The sequence below is a fragment of the uncultured Cellulomonas sp. genome, from assembly GCF_963527515.1.
GTDB lineage: Bacteria > Actinomycetota > Actinomycetes > Actinomycetales > Cellulomonadaceae > Cellulomonas.
Genome location: NZ_CAURTV010000070.1, coordinates 1 through 18,758, shown reverse-complemented (window position 1 = coordinate 18,758; position 18,758 = coordinate 1). Strand labels below are relative to the sequence as shown.

Annotated in this window: 22 protein-coding genes; 21 read left to right on the top strand and 1 reads right to left on the bottom strand. The window is 71.5% G+C overall.

Features of this window, described 5'->3' with window-relative positions; genetic code table 11:
* Positions 1 to 1,491 (top strand): transcription termination factor Rho (gene rho, locus RYN42_RS14485; RefSeq protein WP_315097277.1); only part of this gene is annotated, 1,491 nt, incomplete at its 5' end.
* Between the two features lie 74 nt (positions 1,492 to 1,565).
* On the opposite strand, the gene RYN42_RS14480 is transcribed toward rho, so the two are convergent.
* Positions 1,566 to 2,060, bottom strand: a complete 495-nt coding sequence (locus RYN42_RS14480) for a DUF6326 family protein (RefSeq protein ID WP_315097276.1) — start codon at positions 2,058 to 2,060, stop codon at positions 1,566 to 1,568.
* A gap of 162 nt (positions 2,061 to 2,222) precedes the next feature.
* Here RYN42_RS14480 and RYN42_RS14475 point away from each other — a divergent pair, with 162 nt between their 5' ends.
* The 20 genes from RYN42_RS14475 (at position 2,223) to RYN42_RS14380 (ending at position 18,633) form a co-directional block, all read left to right on the top strand.
* Complete coding sequence (locus RYN42_RS14475; RefSeq protein WP_315097274.1) at positions 2,223 to 3,371, top strand: sensor histidine kinase; 1,149 nt, start codon at positions 2,223 to 2,225, stop codon at positions 3,369 to 3,371.
* Positions 3,368 to 4,015 (top strand): response regulator transcription factor, encoded by a 648-nt coding sequence (locus RYN42_RS14470; protein WP_315097272.1) that lies wholly within the window; start codon positions 3,368 to 3,370, stop codon positions 4,013 to 4,015. The genes RYN42_RS14475 and RYN42_RS14470 overlap by 4 nt, the downstream gene beginning before the upstream one ends.
* 84 nt (positions 4,016 to 4,099) lie before the next feature.
* The gene (locus tag RYN42_RS14465) at positions 4,100 to 4,954 is read left to right on the top strand and encodes a PPK2 family polyphosphate kinase (protein WP_315097271.1); all 855 of its coding nucleotides are present in this window, start codon (positions 4,100 to 4,102) and stop codon (positions 4,952 to 4,954) included.
* A 124-nt stretch (positions 4,955 to 5,078) separates the two neighbouring features.
* Positions 5,079 to 5,294 carry a 50S ribosomal protein L31 gene (rpmE, locus tag RYN42_RS14460; RefSeq protein WP_315097269.1) on the top strand — a complete coding sequence of 72 codons (216 nt, stop codon included), beginning with the start codon at positions 5,079 to 5,081 and terminating at the stop codon, positions 5,292 to 5,294.
* A gap of 109 nt (positions 5,295 to 5,403) precedes the next feature.
* A complete protein-coding gene (gene prfA / locus RYN42_RS14455; protein ID WP_315097267.1) occupies positions 5,404 to 6,492 on the top strand; it encodes a peptide chain release factor 1 in 1,089 nt (362 codons plus the stop codon).
* Entirely contained in the window at positions 6,489 to 7,376 is an 888-nt protein-coding gene (prmC, locus tag RYN42_RS14450) for a peptide chain release factor N(5)-glutamine methyltransferase (protein WP_315097265.1), read from the top strand. The genes prfA and prmC overlap by 4 nt, the downstream gene beginning before the upstream one ends.
* Positions 7,373 to 8,023 carry an L-threonylcarbamoyladenylate synthase gene (locus RYN42_RS14445; protein ID WP_315097263.1) on the top strand — a complete coding sequence of 217 codons (651 nt, stop codon included), beginning with the start codon at positions 7,373 to 7,375 and terminating at the stop codon, positions 8,021 to 8,023. The genes prmC and RYN42_RS14445 overlap by 4 nt, the downstream gene beginning before the upstream one ends.
* Complete coding sequence (locus RYN42_RS14440; protein ID WP_315097261.1) at positions 8,020 to 9,144, top strand: MraY family glycosyltransferase; 1,125 nt, start codon at positions 8,020 to 8,022, stop codon at positions 9,142 to 9,144. Before RYN42_RS14445 ends, RYN42_RS14440 begins: the two co-directional genes overlap by 4 nt.
* On the top strand, positions 9,141 to 9,635 hold the full coding sequence (locus RYN42_RS14435) for a hypothetical protein (protein WP_315097259.1): 495 nt from the start codon (positions 9,141 to 9,143) through the stop codon (positions 9,633 to 9,635). Before RYN42_RS14440 ends, RYN42_RS14435 begins: the two co-directional genes overlap by 4 nt.
* Before the next feature lie 50 nt (positions 9,636 to 9,685).
* Complete coding sequence (atpB, locus tag RYN42_RS14430) at positions 9,686 to 10,540, top strand: F0F1 ATP synthase subunit A (RefSeq protein ID WP_315097278.1); 855 nt, start codon at positions 9,686 to 9,688, stop codon at positions 10,538 to 10,540.
* An 89-nt stretch (positions 10,541 to 10,629) separates the two neighbouring features.
* Positions 10,630 to 10,881 (top strand): ATP synthase F0 subunit C, encoded by a 252-nt coding sequence (gene atpE / locus RYN42_RS14425; protein WP_307802288.1) that lies wholly within the window; start codon positions 10,630 to 10,632, stop codon positions 10,879 to 10,881.
* The gene (locus RYN42_RS14420) at positions 10,878 to 11,474 is read left to right on the top strand and encodes a F0F1 ATP synthase subunit B (RefSeq protein ID WP_315097255.1); all 597 of its coding nucleotides are present in this window, start codon (positions 10,878 to 10,880) and stop codon (positions 11,472 to 11,474) included. The genes atpE and RYN42_RS14420 overlap by 4 nt, the downstream gene beginning before the upstream one ends.
* Positions 11,474 to 12,286 (top strand): F0F1 ATP synthase subunit delta, encoded by an 813-nt coding sequence (locus tag RYN42_RS14415; protein ID WP_315097254.1) that lies wholly within the window; start codon positions 11,474 to 11,476, stop codon positions 12,284 to 12,286. The genes RYN42_RS14420 and RYN42_RS14415 overlap by 1 nt, the downstream gene beginning before the upstream one ends.
* A 71-nt stretch (positions 12,287 to 12,357) precedes the next feature.
* On the top strand, positions 12,358 to 13,986 hold the full coding sequence (atpA, locus tag RYN42_RS14410) for a F0F1 ATP synthase subunit alpha (protein WP_315097252.1): 1,629 nt from the start codon (positions 12,358 to 12,360) through the stop codon (positions 13,984 to 13,986).
* Positions 13,987 to 13,988: 2 nt separating this feature from the next.
* Positions 13,989 to 14,882, top strand: a complete 894-nt coding sequence (locus RYN42_RS14405) for a F0F1 ATP synthase subunit gamma (RefSeq protein ID WP_315097250.1) — start codon at positions 13,989 to 13,991, stop codon at positions 14,880 to 14,882.
* A 35-nt stretch (positions 14,883 to 14,917) separates the two neighbouring features.
* Entirely contained in the window at positions 14,918 to 16,405 is a 1,488-nt protein-coding gene (gene atpD / locus RYN42_RS14400) for a F0F1 ATP synthase subunit beta (RefSeq protein ID WP_315097248.1), read from the top strand.
* 82 nt (positions 16,406 to 16,487) lie between these two features.
* Positions 16,488 to 16,775: a F0F1 ATP synthase subunit epsilon gene (locus tag RYN42_RS14395; protein WP_315097247.1), complete on the top strand. Its 288-nt coding sequence runs from the start codon at positions 16,488 to 16,490 to the stop codon at positions 16,773 to 16,775.
* Between the two features lie 12 nt (positions 16,776 to 16,787).
* Positions 16,788 to 17,195 carry a DUF2550 family protein gene (locus tag RYN42_RS14390; RefSeq protein ID WP_315097246.1) on the top strand — a complete coding sequence of 136 codons (408 nt, stop codon included), beginning with the start codon at positions 16,788 to 16,790 and terminating at the stop codon, positions 17,193 to 17,195.
* 34 nt (positions 17,196 to 17,229) lie between these two features.
* A complete protein-coding gene (gene nucS / locus RYN42_RS14385; RefSeq protein ID WP_315097244.1) occupies positions 17,230 to 17,925 on the top strand; it encodes an endonuclease NucS in 696 nt (231 codons plus the stop codon).
* Between the two features lie 60 nt (positions 17,926 to 17,985).
* Positions 17,986 to 18,633: a TetR family transcriptional regulator gene (locus RYN42_RS14380; protein WP_315097242.1), complete on the top strand. Its 648-nt coding sequence runs from the start codon at positions 17,986 to 17,988 to the stop codon at positions 18,631 to 18,633.
* Positions 18,634 to 18,758 lie beyond the last annotated feature (125 nt).

Below are 18,758 nucleotides of genomic sequence, written 5' to 3'. Positions count from 1 at the left end.
GAGCAGGACCGCGCGCAGGCCGGCGCCTCGCAGGGTGAGCGCGAGCAGCGCGACGGCCAGCAGGACCGCCAGCAGCGGGACGGCCAGCAGGCGAACCGCCAGCAGGCCGGGAACCCGCCCGCCGGCAACCAGCAGGCCGGCAACCAGCAGAACCTCCCGGCCGGGAACCAGCCGCGCCGCGACCAGGACGACGACGGGCTGGACGAGCGCGGCGGTCGACGTCGGCGCTCGCGCGACCGGTACCGCGACCGTGACCGTGACCGCAAGGGCCGCGGCACCCGCGCACGCCCCGGCTCCGGCGAGATCGCGGGTCTGGACGACATCGAGCTCAACGACGACGACGTCCTGCTGCCCGTCGCGGGCATCCTCGACCTGATGGACAGCTACGCGTTCGTCCGCACCACGGGGTACCTGCCCAGCGCCAACGACGTGTACGTCTCCCTCAACCAGGTGAAGCGCTACGGCCTGCGCCGCGGCGACGCCGTGACCGGTGCCGTCCGCCAGCCGCGCGAGGGCGAGCAGCCGCCGGCCCAGGGCAACCGCCCCAGCAAGTTCAACGCGCTGGTGCGGCTCGACTCGGTCAACGGCCTGGAGCCCGACGGCGCGCGCGTGCGGCCGGAGTTCAGCAAGCTCACGCCCCTCTACCCGCAGGAGCGGCTGCGCCTGGAGAGCGACTCCGGCAAGCTCTCGCCGCGCGTCATCGACATCGTCGCCCCCATCGGCAAGGGCCAGCGCGGCCTCATCGTGGCGCCGCCCAAGGCCGGCAAGACGATCATCATGCAGCAGATCGCCAACGCCATCACGACCAACAACCCCGAGGTCCACCTCATGGTCGTGCTCGTCGACGAGCGCCCCGAAGAGGTCACGGACATGGAGCGGACGGTCAAGGGCGAGGTCATCGCCTCGACCTTCGACCGCCCCGCGTCCGACCACACGATCGTCGCCGAGCTGGCCATCGAGCGGGCCAAGCGCCTGGTCGAGCTGGGCCAGGACGTCGTCGTGCTGCTCGACTCGCTGACCCGCCTGTCCCGCGCCTACAACCTGGCCGCCCCGGCGTCCGGGCGGATCCTGTCGGGTGGTGTCGACGCCTCGGCGCTGTACCCGCCCAAGCGGTTCTTCGGCGCGGCGCGCAACATCGAGCACGGCGGCTCGCTGACCATCCTGGCCTCCGCGCTGGTGGAGACCGGCTCCAAGATGGACGAGGTCATCTTCGAGGAGTTCAAGGGCACCGGGAACATGGAGCTCCGGCTCTCCCGCGGCCTGGCGGACAAGCGGATCTTCCCGGCGGTGGACGTCAACGCGTCCGGCACCCGCCGCGAGGAGATCCTCCTGCCGCACGACGAGCTGAAGGTCATCTACAAGCTCCGTCGCGTGATGGGTGCCCTGGACCAGACGCAGGCCATCGAGCTGCTCATCGGCAAGCTCAAGGAGACCAAGTCGAACGTCGAGTTCCTGCTCCAGGTGCAGAAGACGACACCCGGCAGCGACTGACCTCCCGACGCGCGGCCCCGTTCCTCCTCGAGGGAGCGGGGCCGTCGTGCGCGTGACCGTGCGTGCGGACGGGGTCATGCGTGCTGCTGCGTCTGCAGAGGCTCCCTGTCCACACCGGCCGCCGAGGTGATCCGCGATGCGGTGGCGCGGGGCCAGGTCCATGCCAGCCGAAGGATGACGGCCAGCACGGTCACCTCCAGGAGGGCGGCGCCCCAGTAGAAGGACGTCCAGGACTCGCCCACGACGTTGAACATCGCGTAGGGAACCTGGACCGAGGCCACGACGAGGTTCGCGATCCGGCTCGCACGGGCGGGTAGCACGGCGGACACGACCACCATGAGGATCGGGACGGCCATGAGCGCGAGGAAGCCGGTCAGCAACGCCTGGGTGATGTCGAACTCGAAGACGACGCCGACCAGGATGTCGTCGATCGTGCCCGGCACGTAGAAGCCCAAGATGTCCACGTAGGCGTACAGGAACAGGAAGCTCGTCCACGCCGCGACGAGCTTCGCTCGCACAGGCAGTCGCGAGTCGTCCAGCGCGGTCGTGGTGTCTCGACGTGTTCTCATCAGGTGCTCCGTTGTCGTGGGGAGGTGTGGCTCCTCCACGATCGAGGACGGCCGTGCTGGGCACACCGGCCCTGCAGCCCGACCTGTCCTGGCCGTTCGCCCAGGTGCCGTCCTGTGCTTTCGGCTGATCCGCCGCTCACGGCGGGTCCCTACGCTGGCCGGATGGTCACCGACGTCCTGCGCGTGCTGTGGGCCGAACCTCGACCGGCGAACCCTCCCGTCCGCATCTCTCGGGACTGGGCGCTCGTCGCCGTGCTGACGGTCTGGTCCGTGGCCGAAGCGGTGCTCCGCGACGTCCTGGCGCCGCTCCCGCTGGTCCTCCTCGCCGCGCTCGCGGTCGTCGCGCCACAGCTCTGGCGACGCACCCGTCCGCTCGGGGCGGTCGCGGTCTGCTTCGGCACGTTGACCGTGGTCGACCTCGTCAGGATCCTGACGGGCTCGGAGGGCGGTCTGCTGACGAGCACCTCGGCAGCCCTGGTCCTGGCCTACTCGCTGTTCCGGTGGGGAGCCGGTCGCGAGGCGGTGACCGGCCTCGGAGTCATCCTCGTCTGGCTGGCCGTCACCACGGTGGCAGACCCGACCAGTCTGCCGGATGCGGTGGGTGCCTACGCCTTCTTCCTGTTCTCCGCGGCGCTCGGCGCTGCCATCCGCTACCACGCGAGAGCCCGCACCCGCGACATCGACGTGGCCAAGACACGCGAGCGCGAGCAGCTTGCCCGCGAGCTCCACGACACCGTCGCCCACCACGTCTCCGGGATCGTCATCCAGGCTCAGGCCGGACGTGCCGTGGCGACGTCGTACCCCGAGCAGGCCGTGGAGGCCCTGGTCACCATCGAGGGCGCCGCCACCCGGACGCTCGCCGAGCTGCGCACCATGGTGGGCGTCCTGCGCGCCTCGCAGGATGCCCAGTTCGCGCCGCAACCCGGAGTGGCCGACCTCGAGCGGCTCGCCAGCGATCTCGCGGCGCGTCCGCACGTCCGGGTGACACTGTCCGGCGAGCTCACGGACCTCAGCCCGGCAGTCGGGGCCGCGATCTATCGGCTGGCCCAGGAGTCGGTGACGAACGCTCGTCGGCACGCGCGCCACGCGACGCGGGTCACCGTGGCGGTCGTCGGTGACGCCGACGGTGTCCGGTTGACCGTCGACGACGACGGAGCGCCCAGCGCGGCCGACGGTCCCGCCGCCGGATACGGCCTCGTCGGGATGCAGGAACGGACCACGCTGCTCGGCGGCACGTTCCAGGCAGGCCCGACCACCGACCGTGGATGGCGGGTCCAGGCGACGCTGCCCCGAACCGGGACGGCACGATGAGCATCCGGGTGCTGATCGCCGACGACCAGCACATCGTCCGCACGGGCCTGACGATGCTGCTCGACGCCCAGCCCGACATCGAGGTGGTCGGCGCGGCCGCAGACGGCCGGGAGGCGGTGCGCCTGGCGCTCCAGCTCCGCCCGGACGTCGGCCTGTTCGACATCCGGATGCCACTGATGGATGGCATCGAAGCCACCCGCCAGCTTGCCGGACCCGACGTCGCCGACCCCCTCCCGATCGTGGTGATCACCACCTTCGACCTCGACGAGTACGTCCACGGGGCGCTCAAGGCCGGTGCCCGCGGGTTCCTGCTCAAGGACGCCGGTCCCGCGCTGCTGACCCAGGCGATACGCGCCGCCGCTGACGGGGACGCGCTCATCGCACCGAGCGTGACCGTCCGTCTGCTCGCAACGTTCGCGCACTCAGCGACCGGACCTGTGAGGCAGCCTGTCGAGCCGCTCACTGCTCGTGAAGAGGAGGTCCTCGTCCCGGTCGCGCAGGGCCGCACCAACGACGAGATCGCCACCGAGCTGTACATCAGCACGAGCACCGTCAAGGCCCATCTGGCGAGCCTCATGAGGAAGCTCGGCGCCCGCAACCGCGTGGAGCTCGCCATGTGGGCTCATGAGACCCGCCGTGTCTAGAGCGCCCGCCGCACGGAGGCGCGGCCGTCGCCGTCCCGCTACCGTGCACTCGTCCGCACTGGCGCGAGTACCGGGAGTCGTTCGATGGCGAAGTCGTGGAGCACACCACCCCGGGAGGCCCTGCGGGTCGGGTCCGGGTTCGAGCTGGCGGCGGCGGACCTGGCAGCGACGCCGGGCTGGGAGCACGACGAGAAGGCGGCCGACAAGCGGCTGGTCAAGGACGGCGAGAAGCTGAGCGAGCTGCAGGAGAGGCTGTACGCGGACGGGCGCTCGGGCGGCACGCGGTCGGTCCTGCTGGTGCTCCAGGGGATGGACACGTCCGGCAAGGGCGGGATCGTCCGGCACGTGCTCGGCATGGTCGACCCGCAGGGCGTGCAGCTGCGCTCGTTCGGGGTGCCCTCCGAGAAGGAGCGGTCGCAGCACTACCTGCAGCGGATCCGCGAGGCGCTGCCGACGCCGGGGCGCATCGGGGTGTTCGACCGGTCCCACTACGAGGACGTGCTGGTGGTCCGCGTCAACGAGCTGGTGCCGCAGGACGTGTGGGAGCCGCGGTACGACGAGATCAACGCGTTCGAGCGCGAGGTCGTCGACGCCGGCACGGTGATCGTGAAGGTGGCCCTGCTCGTCTCGCCGCAGGAGCAGAAGGCGCGCCTGAGCGAGCGGCTGGAGCGGCCGGACAAGTACTGGAAGTTCAACCCCGGCGACATCGACGAGCGGGCGAAGTGGCCGCTCTACCAGGAGGCGTACCAGGCGGTCTTCGAGCGGACCAGCACGGAGCACGCGCCCTGGTACGCGGTGCCGGCGGACAACAAGTGGTACGCGCGGCTGGCCGTGGGGCGGCTGCTGCGGGACACGCTGGAGGACCTGCACCTGGAGTGGCCGGCGGCCGACTTCGACATCGAGGCCGAGAAGGCGCGGCTGGCGGCGCAGTCCCTCTGAGTCCTCGCGGCCGGGATGATTTCGGGCCACGTCGCTGTTCTGGCACAATGGTTCGCTGGTCTGCGGTTCACCGGCGCCGTCTCGCGCGTCCGGACCCGGAGACATCCACCCGAGGAGAAGTTTCGTGAAGGCTGACATCCACCCCGAGTACGTCCTGACCGAGGTCACCTGCACCTGTGGCAGCACCTTCGTCACGCGCTCGACGGTCACCAGCGGCAAGATCCACGCCGACGTCTGCAGCGCCTGCCACCCGTTCTACACGGGCAAGCAGAAGATCCTCGACACCGGCGGCCGCGTGGCCCGGTTCGAGGCGCGGTACGGCAAGAAGGCCGACGCCTAGCAACCTCGCAGCGCCGGTGCCCGGCGCGGACCACTGCCCTCCATGGCAGTGTCCGCGCGGGCACCGGCGCTGTGTCGTTGTCGGAGCCTGATCGACCGAGGGACACCGCATGAGCGACGCATTCGCCGCCGCCGAGCCGCTGCTCGCCGAGCACGCGCAGATCGAGGCGCAGCTGGCCGACCCCGGGGTGCATGCCGACCCCGCGAACGCCCGCAGGCTCGGGCGCCGGTACGCCGAGCTGGGCCGGGTCGCGCAGGCGTACACCGCGTGGAAGGCGGCGTCCGACGACGCCGAGGCGGCCGCCGAGCTGGCCGAGGTCGACGAGAGCTTCGCCGCCGAGCTGCCGGGCCTGCGCGAGGCCGCCGACGCCGCGAGCGCGCGGCTGCGCGAGGTCCTCATCCCGCGCGACCCCGACGACGCCCGCGACGTGATCCTCGAGGTCAAGGCGGGGGAGGGCGGCGAGGAGTCGGCGCTGTTCGCCGCGGACCTGCTGCGGATGTACACGCGGTACGCCGAGAAGATGGGCTGGGCGACGCAGCTGCTGGGCGCCACCGAGTCGGACCTGGGCGGGTACAAGGACGCGCAGCTGGCCATCAAGTCCCGCGGTGCGGTCGCGCCGGAGGACGGCGTGTGGGCGCACCTGAAGTACGAGGGCGGCGTGCACCGCGTGCAGCGGGTGCCGGTCACCGAGTCGCAGGGCCGGATCCACACGTCCGCCGCCGGCGTCCTGGTGTTCCCGGAGGCGGAGGACGAGGCCGAGGTGGCCATCGACGCCAACGACCTGCGCATCGACGTCTACCGCTCGTCCGGCCCGGGTGGCCAGTCGGTGAACACCACGGACTCCGCCGTCCGCATCACGCACCTGCCCACGGGCATCGTCGTGTCCATGCAGAACGAGAAGAGCCAGCTGCAGAACCGCGAGGCGGGCATGCGCGTGCTGCGCGCCCGCATCCTTGCCGCCCGGCAGGAGGAGGCGGCCGCCGCGGCGAGCGAGGCTCGCCGGTCCCAGGTCCGCACGGTCGACCGCTCCGAGCGGATCCGGACCTACAACTTCCCGGAGAACCGCATCGCCGACCACCGCACCGGCTACAAGGCGTACAACCTCGACGCGGTGCTCGGCGGGGAGCTGGCGCCGGTCGTGCAGTCGGCGATCGACGCCGACGAGGCCGCGCGGCTGGCGTCGGCGGGGGACCTGTGACCGTCCCGGACCTGCGCGCACTGGTCGACGGCGCCACCCGGATCCTCGCGGAGGCGGGCGTCCCGTCCGCGCGGCACGACGCCACCGCGCTCGCCGCGCACGTGCTCGGGCTCGAGCGGCTCGTGGTCGCCCTGCCGCCGCCGGTGCCGGACGGCTTCGCCGAGCAGTTCGCCGGCCTGGTCGAGCGGCGCCGGACTCGTGAGCCGCTGCAGCACCTCGTCGGGAGCACGGGCTTCCGCTACCTCACGCTGCTGGTCGAGCCCGGCGTCTTCGTGCCGCGCCCCGAGACCGAGGTGGTCGCGCAGGTCGCGATCGACGAGGCCGCCCGGCTGACGTCCCCGCTCGTGGTCGACCTGTGCTGCGGCGCCGGCGGCATCGCGCTCTCGGTCGCCACCGAGGTCCCTGCTGCGACCGTCGTCGCCGTCGACCTCTCGCCCGAGGCCGTCGACCTGACCCGGCGCAACGCGGTCGCGGTCGGGGCGGACGTCCGGGTCGAGCACGGCGACGTCGCCGACCCGGAGCTGCTGGCCGAGCTCGACGGCACGGTGGACGTCCTCGTCGCCAACCCGCCCTACATCCCGCCCGACGCCGAGCCGGTCGACCCCGAGGTGCGCGACCACGACCCGGACCTCGCCCTCTACGGCGGCGGGCTCGACGGCCTGGACGTGCCGCGTGCGGTGCTGCGCGCGGCGGCCCGGCTGCTGGCTCCCGGAGGGCTGCTGGTGATGGAGCACGCCGAGGTGCAGGACGCCGCCGCGCGCGCGGACGCGGCCGCCACGGGCGCGTTCGTCGACATCTCGTCCCGCCCCGACCTGACCGGTCGCCCCCGGATGCTCGTCGCCCGGCGAGCCGGACAGCCGTCCGTGACAGACTCGGCGCCGTGAACGAGCGGATCACCCCCGCGAGCGACCCCACCACCTGGGGCCCGGCGCTCGACGAGGCGGTCAACGTCCTGTCCCGCGGGGGCCTCGTCGTCCTGCCGACCGACACGGTCTACGGGATCGGCGCCGACGCCTTCACGCCGCCGGCGGTCCAGGCGCTCCTGGACGCCAAGGGACGTGGCCGGCAGATGCCCCCGCCGGTGCTCATCCCGGACGTGCGCACCCTCGACGGCCTGGCCACCGACGTGCCCGCGGGCGCCCGCGCCCTGGCCGAGGCGTTCTGGCCTGGCGGCCTCACGCTCATCGTCAAGGCCCAGCCGTCGCTCGCCTGGGACCTGGGCGAGACGCGCGGCACGGTCGCCCTGCGCGTTCCCGACCACGAGACCGCGCTGGCCCTGCTGCGCCGCACGGGTCCGCTCGCGGTGTCCAGCGCCAACGCCACCGGGTCGCCTGCTGCCCTGACCGCGCAGGACGCGTACGACCAGCTCGGCGACGCCGTCGCCGTCTACCTCGACGCGGGGGAGGCCCCCGGCCAGGTGGCGTCCACCATCGTCGACGCCACGACCGAGACGCTGCGCCTGGTCCGCGCGGGCGCCGTCAGCCTCGAGGCGCTCAACGAGGTCACGCCCGTCCAGGGGCCCACCGCGTGAGGGTCTACCTGCTCGCCCTGCTCGTCGCCGCGACGGTCGCGTACCTGACGACGCCGCTGGCCCGCTGGTGCGCCCTGCGCTGGGGCGCGATCACCGCGGTGCGCGACCGGGACGTGCACGCCATCCCGACGCCGCGGCTGGGTGGGATGGCGATGTTCGCCGGCATGCTCGTGGCGATCCTCCTGGTCAGCCGCCTGCCGTTCCTCGAGGGCGTCTACGCCAACCCGAGAGCCCTGATCGGGATCATGGGCGGGGCCGCGATCGTGTGCGCGCTCGGGGTCGCCGACGACATCTGGGACCTCGACTGGCTGACCAAGCTCATGGGCCAGGTGCTGGCCGGGGGGTTCCTGGCGTGGCAGGGCGTGCAGCTCTACCAGCTGCCCACCGGGGACCTGCAGATCCTGGCGACCCCCCGGATCCAGACGTTCCTCACGGTGCTCACCGTGGTCGTCGCCATGAACGCGGTGAACTTCGTCGACGGGCTGGACGGGCTCGCCGCCGGGGTGCTGGCGATCGGCGGCACCGCCTTCTTCCTGTACGCCTACCTGCTCACCGAGGGCGACAACCCCGGCGCGTACGGCAACGCGAACCTGGCCGCGCTGGTCCTCGCCGTGCTGGTCGGCGCGTGCGTGGGCTTCCTGCCGCACAACGTCTACCCGGCCCGGATCTTCATGGGCGACTCGGGCGCGATGGTGCTCGGCTTCGTGTTCAGCGCCGCCGCCATCTTCGTGACCGGGCAGATCGACCCGGACGAGGTCCTCCAGCGCCAGCGGTTCCCCGCGTTCCTACCCATGCTCCTGCCCGTCGCGGTGCTCCTGCTCCCGCTGCTCGACATGGGGCTGGCGATCGTCCGGCGGGTCGGCGCCGGCAAGTCCCCGTTCCACCCCGACCGCATGCACCTGCACCACCGGATGCTCCAGCTGGGGCACTCCCACCGGCGCGCGGTCGCCATGCTGTACGTGTGGACCGCGGTCTTCGCGTTCGGCGTCGCGGCGCTCGTCGTGCTCTCCACCACGACTACCCTGGTGCTCCTCGGGGTCGGCGTCGTCGTCGCCACCCTGCTGACCCTCGGACCCCTGCGCGGCAGGTCCGCGCCCGCGCCCACGGAGGCTCACACGTGACCGACCCCACCCCGACCGACCCGAGCTCGGCACCCGCCCGCGCGGCCCGTTCCGCCGCGGACCAGGTGTTCCGCACCGCGCTCCGCGACATGCTGGTGCTCCTGGGCGCGCTCGTCGTCCTCGGCGTCGGCATCGGCGCGCTGGTGGCCGGCACCAAGGGCGTCTGGGGAGCGCTGATCGGGGTCGGGCTCGCGCTGGTCTTCTCGGGCACCACGGTCGTCTCCATGCTGCGCACCAGCGGCGCCAGCCCGCAGAAGATGGCCGCCGTGGTCATGGGCGCGTGGCTGGGCAAGATCATCGTCGTCATCGTGGTGCTCGCCCTGATCACCGAGCGGGACTTCTACAGCAAGCCGGTGCTCGCGATCGTCCTGCTGGTCGGCGTCCTGGGCTCCGCCTATCTCGACTACCGCGCGGTGACGCGCGGCCGGATCCCGTACGTCGAACCGGGTGCTTCGTCACGTCCCACGGGTCGGGACGGCGCCGCCGCATAGGTTAGGCTTCCAGCCATCCATGACGGCCAGACGCTGCTGGCGTGCCCGCACTGACGCGGCACACGGCGCCTTCGACCCAGGAGCTCGTTCTGTCAAGCCTCGCCTCGATTTCGACGTTCGCCTCCACCGAGGGTGAGGGCGGATTCCACGCGCCGTCCATCGCGGACTTCTTCCCGCCGTCGCTGCTGTTCGACGGCACCGGCTTCGACTTCAACCGCCTGCAGCTGGTCCGCGTCATCGCGGCTGTGGCGCTGGTGACGCTCATGGTCCTGGCGGCACGCCGCGCCACTCTCGTGCCCGGCCGCACGCAGAACGTGGTCGAGCTGCTGCTCGACTTCGTGCGGGTCAACGTGGCGGAGGAGATCCTCGGCAAGGAGCGTGCGTACAAGTACGTCGCCCTGCTGACCACGATCTTCTTCGCGATCCTGGCGTTCAACATCACGGGCGTCATCCCGGGCCTGAACATCGCCGGCACCTCGCTGATCGGCCTGCCGATCCTCCTCGCCCTCTGGGCCTACGTGATGTACCTCGGAGCGGGCGTCAAGGCGCAGGGCGTGGGCGGGTTCCTGAAGAACAACCTCTTCCCGCCCGGCGTGCCGCCGTTCATGTACGTGCTGCTCACGCCGATCGAGTTCCTCACGGTGTTCATCCTGCGGCCGGCCACGCTGGCCATCCGACTCATGGCGAACATGGTCGCCGGGCACCTCATGCTCGTGCTGACGTTCTCCGCCACCAACTACTTCCTCCTCGAAGCAGCCCCGGCCATGAAGGCCTTCGGCGCGCTGACGCTCGTCAGCGCGATCGCGCTCACGCTCTTCGAGGTGTTCGTGGCCGCCCTGCAGGCGTACATCTTCGTCGTCCTGACCGCGGTCTACATCAACCTGTCGGTCGAGGCAGAGCACTGACCAGCACCAGCCCCGGGGATCAGTGATCCCCACCCACGCACGATCGTCCGGCTGAGCAGCCGGACGACCAACGGAAGGAACGAGAAATCGTGGCACTCGCGGACACCGGCACCATCCTCGCGGCAGCCGACGCCGTCTCCGGCAACATCGCCACCGTCGGCTACGGCCTCGCGGTGATCGGCCCGGGCATCGGCCTGGGCATCCTGATCGGCAAGACCATCGAGGGCATCGCACGTCAGCCCGAGGTCGCCGGCCAGCTGCGCACCACCATGTTCATCGGTATCGGCTTCGTCGAGGTCCTCGGCCTCCTCGGCCTCATCACCGGCTTCCTCTTCCCGTGATCGGCGCCGCGCTGAACGCGGCTGTGATCACGGCCGCAGAGGAGACCGAGGCGGTCGACGGCATCCGGCTCCTGCTGCCGGCCGCCTACGACCTGTTCTGGTCGGTCGTCGTCCTGCTGATCATCGCCGTGCCGTTCTACAAGTACGTGCTGCCCAAGTTCCGGGCGGTGCTGGACGAGCGCACGGAGAAGATCGAGGGCGGACTGGCCAAGGCGGACGCCGCTCAGGCCGAGGCTGCGGCAGCGCGCGCCGAGCAGGAGCGTCAGCTCGCCGAGGCTCGCGCCGAGGCGGGTCGCATCCGCGAGGAGGCACGCGCCGAGGGCGGCCAGATCGTCGTCGAGTCGCGCGCCAAGGCGGGCGACGAGGCGGCACGGATCGTCGAGACGGCGCACCGGCAGATCGAGGCGGAGCGCCAGCAGGCGGCCACCTCGCTGCGGGCCGACGTCGGCTCGCTGGCCACGCAGCTCGCGTCGAAGATCGTCGGGGAGTCGCTCGAGGACGAGGCGCGTCGCTCGCGCGTCGTCGACCGCTTCCTCGACGAGCTCGAGTCCACGACCGCTCCGGCGGGAACGACCGCAGGTAAGGGGAACTGATGCGCGGCACGAGCCAGGCGTCGCTGACCGCGGCGGAGGACCGGCTGGAGCCGGTCCTCGTCGAGGCCGGCACGCAGGCGTCGGTGCTGGGCGAGCAGCTGTTCGCCCTGGTCGACGCGCTGGACTCCTCCGGCTCGCTGCGGCGCACGCTCGCGGACCCGTCGCTGGAGGCGGACGCCAAGGCGGACCTCGTCGCCCGGCTGCTGTCCGACGCGGACCCGCGGGTGGTCCAGGCGGCGCAGGGACTCGTGCGGTCGCGCTGGTCGGCAGACGCCGACCTCACGGAGGCCGTCGAGCACCTCGCGATGCACTCGGTGCTCGCCGCGGCCCAGGCCGACGGCGCGCTCGAGCGCGTCGAGGAGGAGCTGTTCCGGCTCGTGCGCTCCCTGGCCCACCAGCGCGAGGTCCGTCGGGCGCTGTTCGACGACCTGGTGCCGGCCGCATCGAGGGGCACGCTGGTCGACGACCTGCTCGCCGGCCGCGCCCACCCCTCCACCGCCCTGCTCGCCCGGCGGGCGGCAGTTGCGCCGCGCGGCCGCCGCTACGTCGCGACGCTCGGGCACCTCGGTGACCTCGTCGCCGAGCGGCGCCAGCGCCAGGTGGCCACGGTCGTGTCGGCCACCGAGCTCACGCCCCCGCAGCGGGACCGGTTGGCCCAGCTGCTCGAGCGTGCGTACGGCCGCCCTGTCCAGCTCAACGTGGTGGTCGACGAGCAGGTGCTCGGCGGACTGCGTGTGCAGCTGGGCGCCAAGGTCGTGGACGCGACCGTGCTGTCCCGACTTGCCGATGCCCGACGACGACTTGCCGGCTGACGTGCGCACCAGCGCCGCGCCGGACCCGAGGACGACCGCACGCACGACGTGCGCCACGACAGGAGAGAGCAATGGCTGAGCTGACGATCAGGCCGGAGGAGATCCGCGCCGCACTGGACAGCTTCGTGAAGTCCTACGAGCCGTCCGGGACCGCCTCCGAAGAGGTGGGCCGGGTGTCTCTCGCAGGCGACGGCATCGCGCAGGTCGAGGGCCTGCCCGGGGCCATGGCGAACGAGCTGCTGCGGTTCGAGGACGGCACGCTCGGCCTGGCCCTGAACCTCGACGTCCGCGAGATCGGCGTCGTCGTGCTGGGCGAGTTCACCGGCATCGAGGAGGGCCAGGAGGTCCGCCGCACCGGCGAGGTGCTCTCGGTCCCCGTCGGTGAGGGCTACCTGGGCCGCGTCGTCGACCCGCTGGGCCAGCCGATCGACGGGCTGGGCGAGGTCGCCACCGACGCCCGCCGTGCCCTCGAGCTGCAGGCGCCGGGCGTGATGGACCGCAAGTCCGTGCACGAGCCGCTGCAGACCGGTCTCAAGGCCATCGACGCGATGATCCCGATCGGCCGCGGCCAGCGCCAGCTCATCATCGGCGACCGCCAGACGGGCAAGACGGCGATCGCGATCGACACGATCATCAACCAGAAGGCCAACTGGGAGTCCGGCGACGAGAAGCAGCAGGTCCGCTGCATCTACGTGGCCATCGGCCAGAAGGGCTCCACCATCGCCGCCGTCCGCGGCGCCCTGGAGGAGGCCGGCGCGCTGGAGTACACGACCATCGTCGCGGCTCCCGCGTCCGACCCGGCCGGCTTCAAGTACCTCGCCCCGTACACCGGCTCGGCTATCGGTCAGCACTGGATGCACCAGGGCAAGCACGTCCTGATCGTCTTCGACGACCTGTCCAAGCAGGCCGAGGCGTACCGCGCCGTGTCGCTGCTGCTGCGCCGCCCGCCGGGCCGCGAGGCGTACCCCGGTGACGTGTTCTACCTGCACTCCCGTCTGCTCGAGCGTTGTGCCAAGCTCTCCGACGAGCTGGGCGGCGGCTCCATGACCGGCCTGCCCGTCATCGAGACCAAGGCCAACGACGTCTCGGCGTACATCCCGACCAACGTCATCTCCATCACGGACGGGCAGATCTTCCTGCAGTCCGACCTGTTCAACGCCGACCAGCGTCCCGCCGTCGACGTGGGCATCTCGGTGTCGCGCGTCGGTGGTGCGGCCCAGGTCAAGGCGATGAAGTCGGTCTCCGGCACGCTCAAGCTGGACCTCGCGCAGTTCCGGTCCCTCGAGGCGTTCGCGATGTTCGCGTCCGACCTCGACGCCGCGTCCCGCGCCCAGCTGACCCGTGGCGCCCGCCTCATGGAGCTGCTCAAGCAGGGCCAGTACTCGCCGTACCCGGTCGAGGACCAGGTCGCGTCGATCTGGGCCGGTACCAAGGGCAAGCTGGACGACGTCCCGCTGGGCGACGTGCGCCGGTTCGAGACCGAGCTGCTCGACCACCTGCGCCGCAACACCGACGTCCTGGGGACGATCGCGTCGACCGGCAAGCTCGACGAGGACACCGAGAAGGCGCTCGGGGCCGCGATCGACGAGTTCCGCAACGGCTTCCTCGTCGGTGACGGCTCGACGCTGGTCGGCTCTGCCGACGACGGCGCCGAGGTCGAGGTCGAGCAGGAGCAGATCGTCCGGCAGAAGAAGGGCTGACCGTGGCAGGTCAGCAGCGCGTCTACCGGCAGCGGATCCGGTCGACACAGTCGCTGAAGAAGATCTTCCGCGCGATGGAGCTCATCGCGGCCTCGCGCATCGGCAAGGCGCGCGACCGGGTGACGGCGGCGACGCCGTACTCCCGCGCGCTCACCCGTGCGGTGTCCGCGGTCGCGACGCACTCGAACGTGACCCACCCGCTCGTCACGGAGCGGACGGACACCAAGCGGGTGGCGGTCCTCGTGGTCACCTCCGACCGCGGCATGGCCGGCGCGTACTCGGCGAGCGCGATCCGCGAGGCCGAGCGCCTCATCGGTCGGCTCACCGAGGCCGGCCTGGAGCCGGTCGTCTACGCGGTGGGCCGCCGGGCGATCTCGTACTACGCGTTCCGGGGTCGCGAGCTGGCACGTCAGTGGTCCGGGAACTCGGACGCGCCCTCGGTCGAGGTGGCGTCGGAGATCGCGACGACGCTGCTGGAGGCGTTCCAGGCACCCGCCGACGCCGGCGGCGTGGCCGAGCTGCACGTCGTGTTCACGCAGTTCCGGAACATGGTGTCGCAGACGCCCCGGGTCATCCGGCTGCTCCCGCTGGAGATCGTCGAGGGTGTCGAGCCGCCCGAGGACGGGGTCGTCGCGCCGCTGTACGCGTTCGAGCCGTCGCCCGAGGAGGTGCTCGACGCGCTGCTGCCGATGTACGTGCGGAGCCGCATCTACACGTGCCTCCTGCAGGCAGCGGCCTCCGAGCTCGCCGCTCGGCAGCGGGCCATGCACACCGCGACCGAGAACGCCGAGGACCTGGTGCGCATGTACACCCGGCTCGCCAACCAGGCCCGCCAGGCCGAGATCACCCAAGAGATCAGCGAGATCGTGTCGGGCGCCGACGCGCTCGCCTCCTGACGACTACGTCCGCACAGACGAACCGGAGAAACACCATGACTGCTACCACTACCGAAGCTGCCGCCGAGCAGACGTCGGGTCCTGGCGTGGGTCGGGTCGCGCGGGTCATCGGGCCCGTCGTCGACATCGAGTTCCCGTCCGACCAGATCCCCGAGATCTACAACGCCCTCAAGGTCGACATCGACCTGTCGGCGCAGGGCGAGGGCGAGGCCGAGGGCGTCACGACGATGACGCTCGAGGTCGCCCAGCACCTCGGCGACTCGCTCATCCGTGCCATCGCGCTCAAGCCGACCGACGGACTGGTCCGCGGCGCGATCGTGCGCGACACCGGCGAGGCGATCAGCGTGCCCGTCGGCGACGTCACCAAGGGACACGTCTTCAACGTCATCGGCGAGGTGCTCAACCTCAAGGAGGGCGAGAAGCTCGAGATCACCGAGCGCTGGCCCATCCACCGCAAGCCGCCGGCCTTCGACCAGCTCGAGAGCAAGACGCAGATGTTCGAGACCGGCATCAAGGTCATCGACCTGCTCACGCCGTACGTGCTCGGCGGGAAGATCGGCCTCTTCGGTGGTGCGGGCGTCGGCAAGACGGTCCTCATCCAGGAGATGATCCAGCGCGTCGCGCTCAACCACGGTGGTGTGTCGGTGTTCGCCGGTGTCGGCGAGCGCACCCGTGAGGGCAACGACCTCATCGTGGAGATGGAGGAGGCCGGCGTCTTCGACAAGACGGCGCTCGTCTTCGGCCAGATGGACGAGCCGCCGGGCACGCGCCTGCGCGTCGCCCTGTCCGCGCTGACGATGGCGGAGTACTTCCGCGACGTGCAGAAGCAGGACGTGCTGCTCTTCATCGACAACATCTTCCGGTTCACGCAGGCCGGCTCCGAGGTGTCGACCCTGCTGGGCCGCATGCCGTCCGCGGTGGGCTACCAGCCGACCCTGGCGGACGAGATGGGCCTGCTCCAGGAGCGGATCACCTCGACGCGTGGTCACTCGATCACCTCGCTGCAGGCGATCTACGTCCCGGCGGACGACTACACCGACCCGGCCCCCGCGACGACGTTCGCGCACCTCGACGCGACGACCGAGCTGTCCCGGGAGATCGCGTCGCGCGGCCTGTACCCGGCCGTCGACCCGCTCAGCTCCACCAGCCGGATCCTCGACCCGCGCTACGTCGGCCAGGCGCACTACGACGCCGCGACCCGTGTGAAGTCGATCCTGCAGCGCAACAAGGAGCTCCAGGACATCATCGCGATCCTGGGCGTCGACGAGCTGTCGGAGGAGGACAAGACGGTCGTCGCACGTGCCCGTCGCATCCAGCAGTTCCTCTCGCAGAACACCTACATGGCGGAGAAGTTCACCGGTGTCGTCGGCTCCACGGTCCCGCTGACCGAGACCGTGGAGGCGTTCGGCAAGATCGCCGACGGCGAGTTCGACCACATCGCCGAGCAGGCGTTCTTCAACATCGGTGGCCTCGAGGACCTCGAGCGCAACTGGGCCCGGATCCAGAAGGACTACGGCGTCTGACGTCCCCGTCGCGGGGCGGAGTGCACTCTCCGCCCCGCGCACCGGTGCTCACGCACAGTCCCCATCATCGAAGGAGGGTCCCGTGGCAGACATCGAGGTCGAGCTCGTCGCCACCGCCGGCAAGCTCTGGTCCGGCACCGCCCGCATGGTCTCGGCCAAGGCGGGCGAGGGCGAGATCGGCATCCTGGCCGGGCACGAGCCGTTCCTGTCCGTCCTGCAGCCGGGCGAGGTGCGCGTGTTCCCCGTGGGGAGCGGCGAGCCGAAGCGCTGGCAGGTCGAGGGCGGGTTCCTGTCCTTCGACTCGAACCACCTGACCATCGTCGCCGACAACGTCGTCGAGGGCGCCCGCCCCTCGCCCGCCTCGCACTAGGAGCCGGGGACGATGGGCGGACACGTCGTCGCACTCGCCGGTGCGGTCGTCGTCGTGCTGCTCGTCGTCGTCGCACTGGGATTCTCCCGGGTGCACACGCTGAACCGTCGCGTCGGGTCCTTCCCCTGCGTGCTGGGCCGGACCGCCGACGGACCCTGGTCCTCGGGCGTCGCGCAGTACGGCGCCGACAACCTCTACTGGTGGCGCTACCGGTCCCTGGCCGCCCGGCCGCAGGCGCGGTGGCAGCGTCTGGGCCTCGTGGTCCTCGCGCGCACCGAGCAGCCCGGCGGCCAGGTCCGGGTGACCTGTCGCCCGGGGTCGTCCGTCGAGCCCGTCCACCTGCTGATGAGCGCCGAGGCCTACGCCGGCCTCACGTCATGGATCGAGGCCACGCCCTCGCGCGTGGGCTCGGTCATCTGACCTCGTCCCGCCGCGCTACCCCGGAAGAGATCCCATGCGCCTCGTCGTCGCGTCCTGCTCGGCGCGCTACAGCGGCCGGCTGAACGCCCACCTCCCGCGCGCCACCCGGCTGCTCGTCGTGAAGTCCGACGGCAGCGTGCTCCTGCACTCCGACGGCGGCTCGTACAAGCCGCTGAACTGGATGAGCCCACCCTGCATGCTGGTGGTCTCGGAGCCGGACGACGAGGCCCGTGCCGCCGGTGTCACCCACGTGTGGACCGTCCAGCACCAGAAGTCTGACGACCGTCTCGAGATCGACCTGTTCGAGGTGCAGCACGACTCGGCGCACGAGCTGGGCGTCGATCCGGGGCTGGTCAAGGACGGCGTCGAGGCCCACCTCCAGGAGCTGCTGGCCGCGCAGATCCTCCTGCTCGGCACGGGGCACACGCTGGTCCGGCGGGAGTACCCGACCGCCATCGGACCGGTCGACATCCTGGCCAAGGACCCGGCGGGCGGCACGGTCGCCGTGGAGATCAAGCGGCGCGGGGACATCGACGGCGTCGAGCAGCTGACCCGTTACCTCGAGCTCCTCAACCGGGACCCGCACCTGGCGCCGGTCCGTGGCGTGTTCGCGGCGCAGGAGATCAAGCCGCAGGCGCGCGTGCTGGCCACCGACCGCGGCATCGGCTGCCTGGTGCTCGACTACGACGCCATGCGCGGCGTGGACGACACCGGTTCCCGCCTCTTCTAGGACCCACATCACACTGCGCGGCTCTTGAACGTGTTCAGTTGAACGTGTTCAACTGGCCACATGAGCGACGACACGAAGGCACTCGTCAGGTCCACGGCCCTCCGGCTGTTCCGCGAACGCGGCTACGCGGCGACGACCATGCGCGCCATCGCGCAGGAGGCGGGGGTGGCCACGGGCAACGCGTACTACCACTTCGCGTCCAAGGACCACCTCGTCCAGGAGCTGTACCTGGACGTGAACCGCGAGCAGGCGGTCGCCGCCCGCGCGGTGCTGGCCCAGGGCGGGGACCTGGCGACGCGGCTCCGCGGCGTGCTGCTGGCCGGCGTGGACGCGTTCGCCGGGTACCACGCGTTCGGCGGGGAGTTCATCACGGTCGCCATCCGCCCCGGCTCGGCGGCCAGCCCGTTCTCCGCGGAGTCGAGCGAGCCGCGCGAGATGAGCCAGGCCATCTTCCGTGAGCTGGTGGACGGCGCGTCCCCCTCGGTGCCGACGGTCCTGCGCGAGGACCTGCCCGAGCTGCTGTGGCTGGTCCAGCTGGGCGTCACGCTGTTCTGGGTCTACGACTCCTCTCCCGGGCAGCGCCGGACGCGGTTGCTGGTCGACGGGATCGCGCCCCTGATCGGCCGGCTGGTGCGCCTGACCCGGCTGCCCGTGCTGCGGGGTGCGGCCGAGGACGTCCTCGCGCTGGCGCGGGCGGTGCGCGCATGAGCGGCCTGAGCCCCGCGGCGGCCGACGTGGTCCGGGTGGTGGTCGGTCTCGGTGCGGTGGTGGTGCTGCCGCTCGGGCTGCGGCTGCTCGGCGACCGCGCGGTGCCCCGGTCGGCGTCGCTGCTC

Excerpts from the sequence above, each read along its gene's own strand:
- RYN42_RS14480 (WP_315097276.1), bottom strand. The coding sequence starts at position 2,060 with ATGAGAACACGTCGAGACACCACGACCGCGCTGGACGACTCGCGACTG.
- RYN42_RS14475 (WP_315097274.1), top strand. The coding sequence starts at position 2,223 with ATGGTCACCGACGTCCTGCGCGTGCTGTGGGCCGAACCTCGACCGGCG.
- RYN42_RS14470 (WP_315097272.1), top strand. The coding sequence starts at position 3,368 with ATGAGCATCCGGGTGCTGATCGCCGACGACCAGCACATCGTCCGCACG.
- RYN42_RS14465 (WP_315097271.1), top strand. The coding sequence starts at position 4,100 with ATGGCGAAGTCGTGGAGCACACCACCCCGGGAGGCCCTGCGGGTCGGG.
- prfA (WP_315097267.1), top strand. The coding sequence starts at position 5,404 with ATGAGCGACGCATTCGCCGCCGCCGAGCCGCTGCTCGCCGAGCACGCG.
- RYN42_RS14415 (WP_315097254.1), top strand. The coding sequence starts at position 11,474 with ATGCGCGGCACGAGCCAGGCGTCGCTGACCGCGGCGGAGGACCGGCTG.
- atpA (WP_315097252.1), top strand. The coding sequence starts at position 12,358 with ATGGCTGAGCTGACGATCAGGCCGGAGGAGATCCGCGCCGCACTGGAC.
- atpD (WP_315097248.1), top strand. The coding sequence starts at position 14,918 with ATGACTGCTACCACTACCGAAGCTGCCGCCGAGCAGACGTCGGGTCCT.
- RYN42_RS14390 (WP_315097246.1), top strand. The coding sequence starts at position 16,788 with ATGGGCGGACACGTCGTCGCACTCGCCGGTGCGGTCGTCGTCGTGCTG.
- nucS (WP_315097244.1), top strand. The coding sequence starts at position 17,230 with ATGCGCCTCGTCGTCGCGTCCTGCTCGGCGCGCTACAGCGGCCGGCTG.
- RYN42_RS14380 (WP_315097242.1), top strand. The coding sequence starts at position 17,986 with ATGAGCGACGACACGAAGGCACTCGTCAGGTCCACGGCCCTCCGGCTG.